The 13,341-nt window shown below is 74.3% G+C and carries 10 protein-coding genes and 1 riboswitch; of the genes, 4 read left to right on the forward strand and 6 right to left on the reverse strand.

Translation table 11 applies throughout. From position 1 onward, the window contains the following. Positions 1-85: 85 nt before the first annotated feature. A complete protein-coding gene (gene cobN, locus NMK44_RS10770; RefSeq protein ID WP_254740886.1) occupies positions 86-3,709 on the reverse strand; it encodes a cobaltochelatase subunit CobN in 3,624 nt (1,207 codons plus the stop codon). A 32-nt stretch (positions 3,710-3,741) separates the two neighbouring features. After that, positions 3,742-3,891, reverse strand: a riboswitch (cobalamin riboswitch). A gap of 58 nt (positions 3,892-3,949) precedes the next feature. On the opposite strand from cobN, the gene cobG reads away from it, so the two are divergent. Genes cobG through NMK44_RS10785 form a run of 3 tightly spaced genes read left to right on the forward strand, consistent with a single transcriptional unit; the run spans position 3,950 to position 7,601 of the window. Further along, on the forward strand, positions 3,950-5,398 hold the full coding sequence (cobG, locus tag NMK44_RS10775) for a precorrin-3B synthase (protein ID WP_254740888.1): 1,449 nt from the start codon (positions 3,950-3,952) through the stop codon (positions 5,396-5,398). Next, positions 5,395-6,036, forward strand: coding sequence for a precorrin-8X methylmutase (locus NMK44_RS10780; protein ID WP_254740890.1), 642 nt, complete (start codon positions 5,395-5,397; stop codon positions 6,034-6,036). The genes cobG and NMK44_RS10780 overlap by 4 nt, the downstream gene beginning before the upstream one ends. Continuing rightward, on the forward strand, positions 6,033-7,601 hold the full coding sequence (locus NMK44_RS10785; protein ID WP_254740892.1) for a precorrin-2 C(20)-methyltransferase: 1,569 nt from the start codon (positions 6,033-6,035) through the stop codon (positions 7,599-7,601). The genes NMK44_RS10780 and NMK44_RS10785 overlap by 4 nt, the downstream gene beginning before the upstream one ends. Here the strand turns inward: NMK44_RS10785 and NMK44_RS10790 are convergent. Continuing rightward, positions 7,586-8,392 carry a cobalt-precorrin-6A reductase gene (locus NMK44_RS10790; protein ID WP_254740894.1) on the reverse strand — a complete coding sequence of 269 codons (807 nt, stop codon included), beginning with the start codon at positions 8,390-8,392 and terminating at the stop codon, positions 7,586-7,588. The genes NMK44_RS10785 and NMK44_RS10790 overlap by 16 nt on opposite strands. Before the next feature lie 95 nt (positions 8,393-8,487). Here NMK44_RS10790 and NMK44_RS10795 point away from each other — a divergent pair, with 95 nt between their 5' ends. Next, complete coding sequence (locus NMK44_RS10795; RefSeq protein ID WP_254740896.1) at positions 8,488-9,624, forward strand: cobalt-precorrin-5B (C(1))-methyltransferase; 1,137 nt, start codon at positions 8,488-8,490, stop codon at positions 9,622-9,624. Positions 9,625-9,631: 7 nt separating this feature from the next. On the opposite strand, the gene NMK44_RS10800 is transcribed toward NMK44_RS10795, so the two are convergent. The 4 genes from NMK44_RS10800 to cbiE form a co-directional block, all read right to left on the reverse strand. Beyond that, positions 9,632-10,423, reverse strand: coding sequence for a hypothetical protein (locus NMK44_RS10800; protein ID WP_254740898.1), 792 nt, complete (start codon positions 10,421-10,423; stop codon positions 9,632-9,634). Between the two features lie 116 nt (positions 10,424-10,539). Then, complete coding sequence (locus NMK44_RS10805; protein WP_254740900.1) at positions 10,540-11,139, reverse strand: dihydrofolate reductase family protein; 600 nt, start codon at positions 11,137-11,139, stop codon at positions 10,540-10,542. A 102-nt stretch (positions 11,140-11,241) separates the two neighbouring features. Next, on the reverse strand, positions 11,242-12,012 hold the full coding sequence (gene cobM, locus NMK44_RS10810) for a precorrin-4 C(11)-methyltransferase (protein ID WP_254740902.1): 771 nt from the start codon (positions 12,010-12,012) through the stop codon (positions 11,242-11,244). Continuing rightward, the gene (cbiE, locus tag NMK44_RS10815) at positions 12,009-13,268 is read right to left on the reverse strand and encodes a precorrin-6y C5,15-methyltransferase (decarboxylating) subunit CbiE (RefSeq protein WP_254740904.1); all 1,260 of its coding nucleotides are present in this window, start codon (positions 13,266-13,268) and stop codon (positions 12,009-12,011) included. Before cbiE ends, cobM begins: the two co-directional genes overlap by 4 nt. Between the last annotated feature and the right edge of the window lie 73 nt (positions 13,269-13,341).

A 13,341-nucleotide genomic window follows, 5' to 3' on the forward strand; every position in this document is an offset into this window, starting at 1 on the left:
ACAGCCGCAGACACCACCAGGCAACAGCCCGGCAAAGCCGCGCACCCGCATCCGCGCCCGCGGTTCCCCGCCGGGCGCGGACGGCTCAGCCGTCGCCCTCGAGACCGCCCTCGGTCTCCAGGTAGAGCTCGCGCACCCGCTCCAGCACCTCGGGGTCGGGCTCCGCCCACAGGCCGCGGCTCTCGGCCTCCAGCAGCCGCTCGGCCATGCCGTGCAGCGCCCAGGGGTTCGCCTCCTCCAGGAACGCACGGTTCTCCGGGTCGAGCAGATAGCTCTGGGCCAGCTTGTCGTACATCCAGTCGGCGACCACCCCGGTGGTGGCGTCGTAGCCGAAGAGATAGTCCACCGTGGCGGCCAGCTCGAACGCGCCCTTGTAACCGTGGCGGCGCATCGCCTCGATCCAGCGGGGGTTGACCACCCGGGCGCGGAAGACCCGGGAGGTCTCCTCGTGGAGGGTGCGGGTGCGGACCGTCTCGGGGCGGGTGGAGTCGCCGATGTACGCGGCGGGCGCGGCGCCCTTGAGCGCGCGCACGGTGGCCACCATGCCGCCGTGGTACTGGAAGTAGTCGTCCGAGTCGGCGATGTCGTGCTCGCGGGTGTCGGTGTTCTTCGCCGCGACCGCGATCCGCCGGTAGGCGCTCTCCATCTCCTCCCGCGCCGGGCGGCCCTCCAGACCGCGTCCGTAGGCGTAGCCGCCCCAGACCGTGTACACCTCGGCGAGGTCGGCGTCGGTGCGCCAGTCACGGCTGTCGATCAGCTGGAGCAGCCCGGCGCCGTAGGTGCCGGGGCGGGAGCCGAAGATCCGGGTGGTGGCGCGGCGCTCGTCGCCGTGGGCGGCGAGGTCGGCCCGGGTGTGCGCGCGTACGTAGTTGTCCTCGTCGGCCTCGTCGAGGGAGGCGGCCAGCCGTACGGCGTCGTCCAGGAGCCCGACGACATGCGGGAAGGCGTCCCGGAAGAAACCGCTGATGCGCAGGGTGACGTCGATGCGCGGACGGCCGAGCTGGGCGGGTTCGACCGGCTCCAGCCCGGTCACCCGGCGGGAGGCGTCGTCCCACACCGGGCGGATGCCCAGCAGCGCCAGCGCCTCGGCCACGTCGTCGCCGGAGGTGCGCATCGCGCTGGTGCCCCACAGCGAGAGACCGACGGAGGTCGGCCACTGGCCGTCGTTGTCGGCGCGGTAGCGCTCCAGGAGCGAGTCGGCGAGCGCCTGGCCGGTCTCCCAGGCCAGCCGGCTGGGCACGGCCTTGGGGTCGACGGAGTAGAAGTTGCGGCCGGTCGGCAGCACGTTGACCAGACCGCGCAGCGGGGAGCCGGAGGGGCCCGCCGGGACGAAGCCGCCGCCCAGCGCGTGCACGGCGTGGTCGATCTCGTCGGTGGTGGCGGCCAGGCGCGGCACCACCTCGCGGGCGGCGAAGTCGAGGATGGCGGTGACCGCGGCGCGCTGCTCGTCGGGCAGGACGAGGACGGCCTTCTCGACCGCGTCGGGGGCCCAGTCCGCGTCCTCCATCGCCTGGACCAGCGCGCGGGCGCGCTCCTCGGCGTCGTCGGCGCCGGTGCGGGTGGCGGCCGACTCGTCCAGGCCGAGGGCCTCGCGCAGACCGGGCAGCGCGGTGGTGCCGCCCCAGATCTGGCGGGCGCGCAGGATCGCGAGCACCAGGTTGACGCGCCCGGGGCCGCCGGGGGCGGCACCGAGGACGTGCAGACCGTCACGGATCTGGGCGTCCTTGACCTCGCACAGCCAGCCGTCGACATGGAGCAGGAAGTCGTCGAAGCCGTCGTCGTCGGGACGGTCTTCGAGTCCGAGGTCGTGGTCCAGCCTGGCGGCCTGGATCAGGGTCCAGATCTGGGCGCGGATGGCGGGCAGCTTCGCCGGGTCCATCGAGGAGATGGCGGCGTACTCGTCGAGGAGCTGCTCCAGCCGCGCGATGTCGCCGTAGGAGTCGGCGCGGGCCATCGGGGGCACCAGGTGGTCGATCAGGGTGGCGTGGACGCGGCGCTTGGCCTGGGTGCCCTCGCCCGGGTCGTTGACCAGGAACGGGTAGATCAGCGGCAGATCGCCGAGCGCGGCGTCGGGGCCGCAGGCGGCGGACAGTCCGGCGTTCTTGCCGGGCAGCCACTCCAGGTTGCCGTGCTTGCCCAGGTGCACCATGGCGTCGGCACCGAAGCCGCCGTCCGCCTGCGGGGTGGCCATCCAGCGGTAGGCGGCCAGGTAGTGGTGGGAGGGCGGCAGATCGGGGTCGTGGTAGATGGCGATGGGGTTCTCGCCGAAGCCGCGCGGCGGCTGGATGACCACCAGCAGATTGCCGTGGCGCAGTGCGGCCAGGACGATGTCGCCGTCCGGGTTGCGGCTGGTGTCGACGAACATCTCGCCGGGCGGCGGGCCCCAGTGCTCCTCGACCGCGTCGCGCAACTCCGCGGGCAGGGTGGCGTACCAGCGGCGGTAGTCGGCGGCGGGGACGCGGACCGGGTTGGCAGCGAGCTGCTCCTCGGTGAGCCACTCCTGGTCGTGGCCGCCGGCGTCGATGAGGGCGCGGATCAGTTCGTCGCCGTCGCCGGAGACCAGGCCCGGAAGGGCGTCCGGCCCGTCCTCGGGGCCGAGGTCATAGCCTTCGGCCCGCAGGCGGCGCAGCAGGGCGACGGCGCTGGCGGGGGTGTCGAGGCCGACCGCGTTGCCGATGCGGGAGTGCTTGGTCGGGTAGGCGGAGAGGACCAGCGCCAGCCGCTTGTCGGCCGCGGGTATGTGGCGCAGCCGGGCGTGCCGCACCGCGATCCCGGCGACCCGTGCGGCGCGCTCGGGGTCGGCGACGTAGACGGGCAGTCCGTCCTCGTCGACCTCCTTGAAGGAGAACGGCACGGTGATGAGGCGGCCGTCGAACTCGGGGACGGCGACCTGGGTCGCGGCGTCCAGCGGGGAGAGCCCCTCGTCGTTCTCCTCCCAGGCGGTGCGCGAGCCGGTCAGGCACAGCGCCTGGAGCACGGGGACGTCGAGCCGGGCGAGCGCGCCCGCGTCCCACGACTCGTCGTCGCCGCCCGCGGAGGCGTCGGCGGGCCGGGTCCCACCGGCGGCGAGCACGGTGGTGACGACCGCGTCGGCCGCACCGAGGGCCTCGATCAGCTCGGGCTCGGGGGCCCGCAGCGAGGCGACGAACAGCGGGAGCGGACGGCCCCCGGCGTCCTCCACGGCCCGGCACAGGGCCTCGACGAAGGCCGTGTTGCCGCTCATGTGGTGGGCGCGGTAGTAGAGCACCGCGATGGTGGGGCCGGTGGTGGTGCGCGCGGTCCGCTCCAGCGGGCCCCAGGTGGGGGCCGGGGCGGGCGGTTCGAAGCCGTGGCCGGTGAGCAGCACGGTGTCGGAGAGGAAGCGGGCCAGCTGCTCCAGGTTTCCGGGGCCGCCGTGGGCGAGGTAGGCGTGGGCCTCCGCGGCGATGCCGACCGGGACCGTGGACGCCTCCATGAGCTGGGCGTCCGGGGCCTGTTCACCGGTGAGGACCACGACGGGGCGATCACCCGCGAGCAGGGTGTCCAGGCCCTCCTGCCAGGCGCGGATCCCGCCGAGCAGCCGTACGACGACGAGGTCGGCGCCCTCGAGCAGGCCGGGCAGGTCGTCGAGTGCGAGCCGGGCCGGGTTGGCCAGGCGGTACGGCACCGGGCCCGTGGCGGCACGGGCGCTGAGCAGGTCGGTGTCGGACGTCGACAGCAGCAGGATCATGACTGGGCGCCTTCCTCGGGGTCCGCGCCCCGGGCGGGTTGAAGACGGCGGGAGTTCCTGGCTCGCGCGGCTGCTGCCGTGCTCACAGTGGCGGGACCGCGCCGGAATCTCACCGGCTTCCTCCCCTGACGCCGTCAGTTGCGTCCGGCGGGTCAGGACGACCCGCCGCTCAGCATAGTAAGCGTTGCTGACCTGCCACGGGACGGTGAGGGCCGGGCGATCGTCGGTATGCTCGCCGCCATGCCCCTCCCCCCGACAACCGTCCCACCTGGGGATCAAACGCCCGCCACCGGTGTCCGGGCCCGCTCCGCCACGGACCGGACGGTCTCCGCGGACCGTGGCGGGCGTGATGACGCATGCCCCGGCGCACTGCGGCTCCACCCGGCGCACGACGGCGCACTGGCCCGTGTACGGCTACCCGGCGGCCTGTTGACGGGGCGTCAGGCACGGACGCTGGCGGCGGTGGCGGAGGAGCTGGGCGACGGCCGGCTCGACCTCACCTCCCGGGGAAACGTCCAGCTACGGGGGCTTGCCGAGGGGTGCGGGGCACCCCTGGCGGAGCGGTTGCGGTCGGCCGGGCTGCTGCCGTCGGACGCGCACGACCGGGTGCGCAACATCGTGGCGTCACCGCTGAGCGGCCTGGACGGCGCCGGGCACACCGACACCTCCGTGTGGGCACGGGAGTTGGACACGCTCCTGTGCACGGCGGGGTCCGGCGAGTTGAGGGCTTTGTCGGGGTTGTCGGGCCGGTTCCTGTTCGCGCTGGACGACGGACGGGGCGATGTCGCCGCCCTGGGCGCCGATGTGACATTGATCGCAACGCCGGGCGGCGGGGCCCTCCTGAGCGTGGGTGCCGCCGGATCCGGGGGGCTGCGCATCGCGGCGGAGGACGCCCCGCGGGCCGCCGCGCTGGCGGCCGTGGAATTCCTGACGAGAGCGGAGGAAAGCGGCATCCGGGCCTGGCGGGTGCGGGAGCTACCCGCGCAACACGCCGTGACGGCCGCGGGGTTGGCGGCGCGACTCGCCGGGGCGGGTATCGGCCAGGAACCGGACACCGGCACCGGCGGTGCCGGAGCCGGACGGGACACGGCGCCCGGCCCGCGGACGGAACCCCGTCTCCCCTCCCCCGGTCCGGTGCCCGGCCCGCACGGCCGCCACGCGGTGTCCGCGGCCGTACCGCTCGGCCGGATGACCGCCGCCCAGTGGCGGCTGCTCGCCGCGCTCGCCTCCCGGGACGGGGCCGATGAACTGCGTGTGACACCCTGGCGCGGCGTGGTGCTCCCCGGGTTCACCCCGGAGGCCGCCCGCTCCGCGGCGGACGAACTGGCCGGAGCCGGGCTGGTGACCGATCCCGGCTCACCGTGGCTCGGGATCGGTGCCTGCACCGGGCTGCCCGGCTGTGCGAAATCGCTGGCCGATGTGCGCGCCGACGCCGGGCGGACGGCGGCGCGGACCACCGCGAGCGACGAACGGCGTACCGTGCCGCTGCCGGTGTACTTCTCCGGCTGTGAGCGGCGCTGCGGTCACCCCGGCGGCCGCTGGGTGGACGCGCTGGCGACCGGCGCGGGCTACCGGATCACCGTACGGGGCACCTCCGGGACGTCCGGGACCCCTGGTGACCCGGACGGCACGGACGTGACAGCAGAGCAGGTGGCCGACGCCGTGGCGGCGGCCCGCGGAACGAGATGATCGAGGGCACAGTGTTCGACTACGAGAAGGACGGGGCGGCCATCTACCGCGCGTCCTTTGCCACCATCCGCGCCGAGGCGGATCTCGGCGGGCTCCCCGCCGATGTGAGCCAGGTCGCGGTGCGGATGATCCACGCCTGCGGCATGGTCGACCTGGTCCAGGACCTCGGGTACTCGCCCGAGGTGGTCTCCCGCGCCCGTGCCGCGCTGCGCTCCGGCGCGCCCATCCTGTGCGACGCACAGATGGTCGCCAGCGGTGTCACCCGCAAGCGACTGCCCGCCGACAACGACGTGGTGTGCACCCTGTCCGATCCCGGGGTGCCGGAGCTGGCCCGCCGGATGGGCACCACGCGCAGCGCCGCCGCGCTGGAGCTGTGGCGGGACCGGCTGGAGGGTGCGGTGGTGGCCGTCGGCAATGCCCCCACCGCGCTCTTCCGGCTGCTGGAGATGATCGAGGAGGGCGCGCCGCGCCCGGCCGCCGTCATCGGTGTGCCGGTCGGCTTCATCGGCGCGGCCGAGTCCAAGGAGGCGCTGGCCGGACATCCGGCGGCGCTTGACCATCTGGTGGTGCGCGGCCGACGCGGTGGCAGCGCCATGGCCGCGGCCGCGGTCAACGCGATAGCGAGCGAGGCAGAGTGAGCGAGCAGCAGCAGGGCCGGCTCTACGGTGTGGGGCTCGGCCCCGGCGACCCGTCCCTGATGACGGTGCGGGCCGTGGAGGTCATCGCCGAGGCCGATGTCATCGCCTACCACAGCGCACGGCACGGCCGGAGCATCGCGCGTTCCATCGCCGAGCGGTATCTGCGGCCCGACCACATCGAGGAGCGGCTGGTCTACCCGGTCACCACGGAGACCACCGACCACCCCGGTGGCTATCGCGGCGCGATGGAGGAGTTCTACGCCGAGGCATCGGCGCGGCTCGCGGCCCATCTGGACGCCGGGCGCACGGTCGCGGTGCTCGCCGAGGGCGATCCGCTCTTCTACGGCTCCTATATGCATATGCACAAGCGGCTGGCCGACCGCTACCCCACCGAGGTGATCCCCGGGGTCACCTCGGTGAGCGCGGCGGCCGCGCGGCTCGGCACCCCGCTGGTCGAGGGTGAGGAGGTGCTGACGGTCCTTCCCGGCACCCTGCCCGAGGAGGAGTTGACGGCACGGCTGGCCTCGGCGGACGCCGCGGCCGTGATGAAGCTCGGCCGCACCTTCCCGACCGTGCGCAGGGCCCTGGAACGCTCGGGACGGCTGGCGGACGCGCGGTACGTCGAGCGCGCCACGATGGGCGCGGAGCGCACCGCGCCGCTGGCCGAGGTGGATCCCGGGACGGTGCCCTACTTCTCGGTGGCGGTGCTGCCGAGCCGGGTCGGCGCGGTCACCACGGCGGGCGCGGCGGACCCGGTGGCCAGGGACGAGAGCACGGACGGGACGGCCGGGGCGGACATCCCGGAGGCGGCGGGACCGGGTGAGGTCGTGGTCATCGGCCTCGGCCCGGCCGGTCCGCTGTGGCTCACCCCCGAGGCGCGCGGTGAACTGGCCGCCGCGGAGGAACTGGTGGGCTACACCACCTATCTGGACCGGGTGCCGGTCCGGCCGGGCCAGCGGCGGCACGCCTCCGACAACAAGGTGGAGGCCGAGCGCGCCGAGTTCGCCCTGGAGCTGGCCCGGCGCGGGCGGCGGGTCGCCGTGGTGTCCTCGGGCGACCCCGGGGTGTTCGCCATGGCCACCGCCGTCCTGGAGGCGGCGTCCGAGGACCCCTACCGCGAGGTGCCGGTACGGGTGCTGCCCGGGATGACGGCCGCCCATGCGGCCGCCGCCCGCGCGGGCGCCCCGCTGGGCCACGACTACGCGGTGGTCTCGCTGTCCGACCGGCTCAAGCCGTGGGAGGTCATCGCCGAGCGGCTGCGCGCCGCGGCCGCGGCCGACCTGGTGCTCGCCCTGTACAACCCCGGTTCGCGCAGCCGGGTGTGGCAGGTCGGCAAGGCACGGGAACTGCTCCTGGAGCACCGTGCGCCCGACACACCGGTGGTACTGGGCCGGGACGTGGGCGGCCCCGAGGAGCGGGTCCGCGTCGTGCGGCTGGCCGATCTGGACCCGGCCCAGGTGGATATGCGCACCATCCTGCTGATCGGCTCGTCCCAGACCCGTACGGTGCGCCGCGGCGACGGCACCGAGATCGTCTGGACCCCGCGGCGCTACCCGGAGGACTGACCGGTGACGGGCCGGGGCCGCGCCCCGGCCCACCCCGCCAGGGTCGTGCGCAGCCAGCCGACGGCCTCGTCCGGGGTCCCGGCCACGGTGATCCCCTCCGGGGCGGGCGGGCGGCGGACCACGACCACCGGAAGTCCGGCCTCGCGCGCCGCCGTGAGCTTGGCGGCGGTGGCCCGGCCCCCGCTGTCCTTGGTCACCACGACGTCGATACGGTGGCGGCGCAGCAGTTCCGCCTCGCCCTCGAGGGTGAACGGCCCCCGGTCGAGGATCACCTCCGCGCGCGGCGGGACCGGCGCCTGTGGTGCGTCGACCGAGCGGATCAGGAACCACTGCCGGGACAGCTGGGCGAAGGCGGCGAGCCCCATCCTCCCGGTGGTGAGGAAGATCCGCTCCCCCAGTGCCGGCAGCAGCTCCGCGGCCTCGGTCAGGGACGCGGCCGGGTGCCAGCGGTCCCCGGGGCCCGCGACCCAGCCGGGACGGCGCAGCGCGAGCAGGGGAACATGGACGGACGCGGCGGCCCGGGCCGCGTGGAGACTGATGGTGTCGGCGAAAGGATGGGTGGCGTCGATGAGCGCGTCCACCTGGTGTTCACGGAGCCAGCGGGCCATGCCCTCGGCGCCCCCGAACCCGCCGATCCGCACCCGGCCTTCGGGCAGCCGCGGCTCGGCGACCCGTCCCGCCAGCGAACTGGTGACGCGCAGCGCGGGGTCGCCGTCGAGGACGGCGGCGAGGTGGCGGGCCTCGGTGGTGCCGCCGAGGATGAGTACGTGGCGCGCCGGAGCGCTGGTCATCGGATGCCTTCCGTCCTGTGCGGGGTCGTGCGCGGGGCCGTGCGGATACGTCCCCTCGTCGGTGCGCCCGTCATCGTATGCGCGGCGGGTGCGGCGTGGCTGAGACCCGGCAGGCCAGTGGACGCGGCGCCCAGCTGGAGCGGACCGGACTCCGCCACGGCTGGACCACCGGCGCGTGTGCCACCGCGGCCACCACGGCCGCGTACACCGCCCTGCTCACCGGCGACTTCCCGGACCCGGTGACGATCGAGCTGCCGAAGGGGCAGTGCCCCGCGTTCGCGCTGGCGGCCGAGGATCTCACCGGGGGCCGGGCGATGGCCGCGGTGGTCAAGGACGCCGGGGACGATCCCGATGTGACTCACGGCGCGCTGGTCCGGGCCACGGTGCGGGTGCTGCCGGCGGGCACCGGGGTGGCCTTCCGGGCCGGTCCGGGAGTGGGCACCGTCACCCGCCCCGGACTGCCGCTCGAGGTCGGCGAACCGGCCATCAACCCGGTGCCGCGCCAGATGATGCGGGACCATGTCGCGGCGGTGGCGGCCCGGTGCGGCGGGACCGGTGACGTCGAGGTGGAGATCTCGGTGGACCACGGCGAGGAGATAGCACGCAGTACGTGGAATCCGCGGCTGGGCATCCTCGGCGGGCTGTCGGTCCTCGGCACGACGGGCATCGTGGTGCCGTACTCCTGCTCGGCGTGGATCGACAGCATCCGACGCGGGGTGGATGTGGCACGGGCCGCCGGGCGCCGCCATGTGGCCGGGTGCACCGGATCGACGTCGGAGAAGGTGGCGGTGGCCGTGCACGGGCTGTCGGAGGACGCGCTGCTGGACATGGGCGACTTCGCCGGGGCGGTGCTGAAGTACCTGCGCCGCCACCCGGTGGACCGGCTGACGGTCGCGGGTGGTTTCGCCAAGCTCTCCAAACTGGCGGCCGGCCACCTGGATCTGCACTCCTCGCGCTCCCAGGTGGACAAGGACTTCCTGGCGCGGCTGGCCCGGCAGGGCGGCGCGGACGAGGAGCTGACGGCGGCCGTGGCCACCGCCAACACCGGCCTGGAGGCGCTCCAGTTGTGTGCCGCGCGCGGTGTGCCACTCGGCGATCTGGTGGCCGCGGCGGCCCGTGGGACCGCGCTCGGTGTGCTGCGCGGTGCGCCGGTCGCCGTGGACGTCATCTGCGTCGACCGCGCGGGCACCGTCGTGGGCCGCGCCGCCGAACGCGGCCCGCGTGACGGCTGAGCCGAGGTCAGTCCACCGAACTGGGCAGGTGCACCGCCAGCTTGAGGGTGTTCTGGTCGGTCATGTCCGCGTCGATGGCCTGCTGCCCCTTGGTGAAGCGGGTGCCGCCGTCGGTGGGCACCTTCCAGCCGTCGTTCTGGAGCTTGGGGATGAAGGTCTTCAGGGTGGACAGGGAGCTGTTCTCGTCCCCGGCACGGCGGTAGGAGAACACCAGCGTGTCATCGGCGCGGCTCCGCAGGGAGGTGAGCTGTGCCTGCGGCGGCAGCGGGAGATACCCCTCGGCCTTGGGCAGGTCGATCATCAGGTTGAGGGTGCCGCCTTCGGTGTCCAGGAACAGCCGCTGGTGGCCCCGGGTGAGCGCGCCGTCGTTCTCCTCATAGCCGTTCTTCATGAAGCGTTCGGCGAGCGCGCTCTCCGCGCTCGCGGCCGGTCCGTTCACCCCGTACTGGAGCAGCAGGGTGCTGTCGTCCTGGCCCGACGCCGTCTTCGGGCGTGCGGCGTCGGGCAGCGGGAGGGCCACGTGCCGGGTGTTGTCGGCGGTTGCGCCCGAGCCGTCCGACGCGTCGCCACCGGCACCGGCGTTGGTGTTGCTGCCGCCCGTGGTGCCACTGGACGAACCGGAGGAGTCCGCGGCTTCCTCCGACCGTTCGCGGTCGCTGGGCGCGTGCGTGTCCGCGGAGGTGGTGGCCTTCGACGACCCGGACTCATCCGAGTCCGGACCACAGGCCGTCAGGCAGAGGGCGAGCGTCGCGGAGGTCAGCAGGGCTGCGGAGACGGTGGCCAGGGGCCGGGAGCGCATGGCGATCACTTTCGGGTTGACGCATGGGGGGGTGGGTGAAGGCGCGCCGCGTCTGCAGGAGACGCGACGGCGATCACCGGTCCGCCACGTTAACCACCCATGTACCGGCGAATCCCCTAATGTTCAGCGGCCGCGGGCCGGAAGGTGCACACCTGTGCGCCTTTGGGGCTGGTGGTCGCGGAGACCAGCTCGAACCCGCGCAGACCACCGTCACCCGGGAAAATCGTCTTGCCGCCGCCGAGGATCACCGGCATGAGGATGAGCCGGAGCTCGTCGACCATGTCCTCGTGCAGCAGCGCTCGGGCGAGCGTGGCACTTCCCATCACCAGCAGGTCACCCCCCTCGGCCGCGCGCAGTTCACGCAGGCGCGCCACCGCCTCGTCCCCGGGGATGGCGGTGGTGTTCTGCCAGGTCAGCTCGTCGCCGCCGAGGGTGCCGGACACCACGTACTTGGGGATGGCGTTCATCCGGTCGGCAAACGGGTCACCGGCCCGACCGGGCCACGCGGCGGCCATCACCTGCCAGGTGCGGCGGCCGAACAGCAGTGCCCCGGCCCCGGACAGCGCCTCGTCGAAGGCTCCGCCGACCACCTTCTCGTCGAAGTACCGGTGGCTCCAGCCACCGTGGGCGAAGCCGCCGTCGGTGTCCTCGTCGGGGCCGCCAGGCGCCTGGACGACGCCGTCGAGACTCATGAAAGCGGTGATCACGATACGCACAGGACTGGCTCCTCTTCCTCGCCTCGCCATGAGGCTACGGAAGGGAAGACCGCCCGGCCGCCCGGAACTCATCGTTTCCCGGCGAAGTCCGCCGGAAGTCCCTCATCCGGCGCCGGTGTCACAGGGCCCGTGCGGGCGTTCCCGCTCCGGGGAGTACAGGTGGCTGTCGCGGAACTGCTCGGCCCCCAGGGTGCGCCCCACCATGATGACGGCCGTGCGGACCACCCCCGCTGCCTTCACCGCGCCGGCGATCTCACCGAGCGAGCCGCGCAGCACCAGCTCGTCCGGGCGGCTCGCCATGGCGACCACGGCGGCCGGGCAGTCGGCGCCGTAGTGCGGAAGGAGCTCGGCCACCACGCGGTCCACGTAGCGGGCGGCGAGGTGCAGCACCAGCAGGGCGCGGCTGCGGCCGAGCGTGGCGAGGTCCTCCCCGTCGGGCATGGGCGTGGCCTGCTGGGCGATCCGGGTGAGGATGACGGTCTGGCCGACGGTCGGCACGGTCAGCTCGCGCTTGAGCGCGGCGGCCGCCGCCGCGAAGGCGGGGACACCGGGCACCACCTCGTACGGCACACCGGCCGCGTCGAGACGGCGCATCTGCTCGGCGACAGCGCTGAAGACCGACGGATCACCGGAGTGCAGCCGGGCCACGTCCTCCCCCGCCTCGTGGGCGGCCACCAGCTCGGCGGTGATCTGGTCCAGGTCGAGCCGGGAAGTGTCCACCAGGCGGGCGTCCGGCGGGCATTCGCCGAGCAGTTCGCGCGGTACGAGGCTGCCCGCGTACAGACACACCCGGCAGCGGGCGAGGGTACGGGCGCCGCGCACCGTGATCAGGTCGGCGGCGCCGGGGCCCGCGCCGATGAAGTACACCGTCATCGTGTCTCTCCTAGAGCGGGTCCGGCCGGGCTGCCGGCCGGTTTGACCACGGACCACTGGGTGACCGGCATGGCCTGCCGCCATCCGGTGAAGCCACCGACGGGGGTGGCGTGGGCGACGGCGAGGCGGACCAGTTCACCGCCGTGGCGGCGGTACCAGTCGGCGAGCAGCGCCTCGGATTCCAGCGTCACGGTGTTGGCGACGAGCCGTCCGCCCGGTGGCAGTGCCGACCAGCACGCCTCCAGCAGTCCGGGCGCGGTGGCGCCGCCGCCGATGAACACCGCGTCGGGGACGGGCAGTCCGGCCAGGGCTTCCGGCGCGGCGCCGGTGACGACACCGAGGCCGGGCACCCCGAGCGCGGCGGCGTTGCGGACGATGCGCTCGGCCCGCGCCGGGTCGCGTTCGACGGAGTACGCCCGGCAGCGGTGATGGGCGCGCATCCACTCCACGGCGATGGAGCCGGAGCCGCCGCCGATGTCCCAGAGCAGTTCACCGGGGGCGGGGGCGAGCGCGGCGAGGGTGGCCGCCCGCACATGACGCTTCGTCAGCTGGCCGTCGTGTTCATACGCGGTGTCCGGCAGACCCGGGGTCACCGCGAGCCGTGGTGTCCCCTCCGCGGCGACGCAGTCGACGGCGATGACATTGAGGGGGTCGCCCGGTGGATGCGCCCAGGTGTCGGCCGTGCCCTCCACGGTGCGTTCGCGTTCACCGCCGAGCTGCTCCAGCACCCGCATCGGGCTCGGGCCGAAACCACGGTCCCGCAGCAGTCCGGCGACCTCGGCCGGGGTGTCCGCGCCCGCGCTGAGCACCAGCAGCCGCGCTCCGGTGTGCAGCACCCGGGCGAGGGACGCGAGCGGACGGCCCACGAGGCTGATCACCTCGGTCTCCTCCAGCGGACGGCCGAGCCGGGCGCACGCGTAGGAGACGGAGGACGGATGGGGCAGCACCCGCAGCCGTGCGGCGCCCAGTTCCCCGGCCAGGGTGCGGCCGATCCCGAAGAACATCGGGTCGCCGCTGGCCAGCACAGAGATCCGGCGGCCGCTGTGCTCGGCGAACAGCCCGGGCACGGCGGGGCGCAGGGGCGAGGGCCAGGGCAGCCGCTCGGCACGGCACTCCGCGGGCAGCAGCGCGAGCTGACGGGGGCCACCGATGATCACCTCGGCCGAGCACAGCGCGTCCCGCGCCGTCATGGTGAGCCCGTCCCAGCCGTCGGCGCCGATGCCGACGACGGTCACGGGGGGTCGGGCGGGGCTCACGGCGCTCCCTGGCGTCGGTCGGGCGAGGAGCGCCGGGACGGCGCCCAGCGGAACTCTACTGACCTGCTACGAC

The organism is Streptomyces cucumeris, assembly GCF_024295805.1.
Lineage (GTDB): Bacteria > Actinomycetota > Actinomycetes > Streptomycetales > Streptomycetaceae > Streptomyces > Streptomyces cucumeris.

Bases quoted from the DNA above. Each gene is read 5' to 3' on its own strand.
- NMK44_RS10780 (WP_254740890.1), top strand. From the start codon at position 5,395: ATGATCGAGGGCACAGTGTTCGACTACGAGAAGGACGGGGCGGCCATC.
- cobG (WP_254740888.1), top strand. From the start codon at position 3,950: ATGCCCCTCCCCCCGACAACCGTCCCACCTGGGGATCAAACGCCCGCC.
- cobM (WP_254740902.1), bottom strand. From the start codon at position 12,012: ATGACGGTGTACTTCATCGGCGCGGGCCCCGGCGCCGCCGACCTGATC.
- NMK44_RS10790 (WP_254740894.1), bottom strand. From the start codon at position 8,392: ATGACCAGCGCTCCGGCGCGCCACGTACTCATCCTCGGCGGCACCACC.
- NMK44_RS10800 (WP_254740898.1), bottom strand. From the start codon at position 10,423: ATGCGCTCCCGGCCCCTGGCCACCGTCTCCGCAGCCCTGCTGACCTCC.
- cobN (WP_254740886.1), bottom strand. From the start codon at position 3,709: ATGATCCTGCTGCTGTCGACGTCCGACACCGACCTGCTCAGCGCCCGT.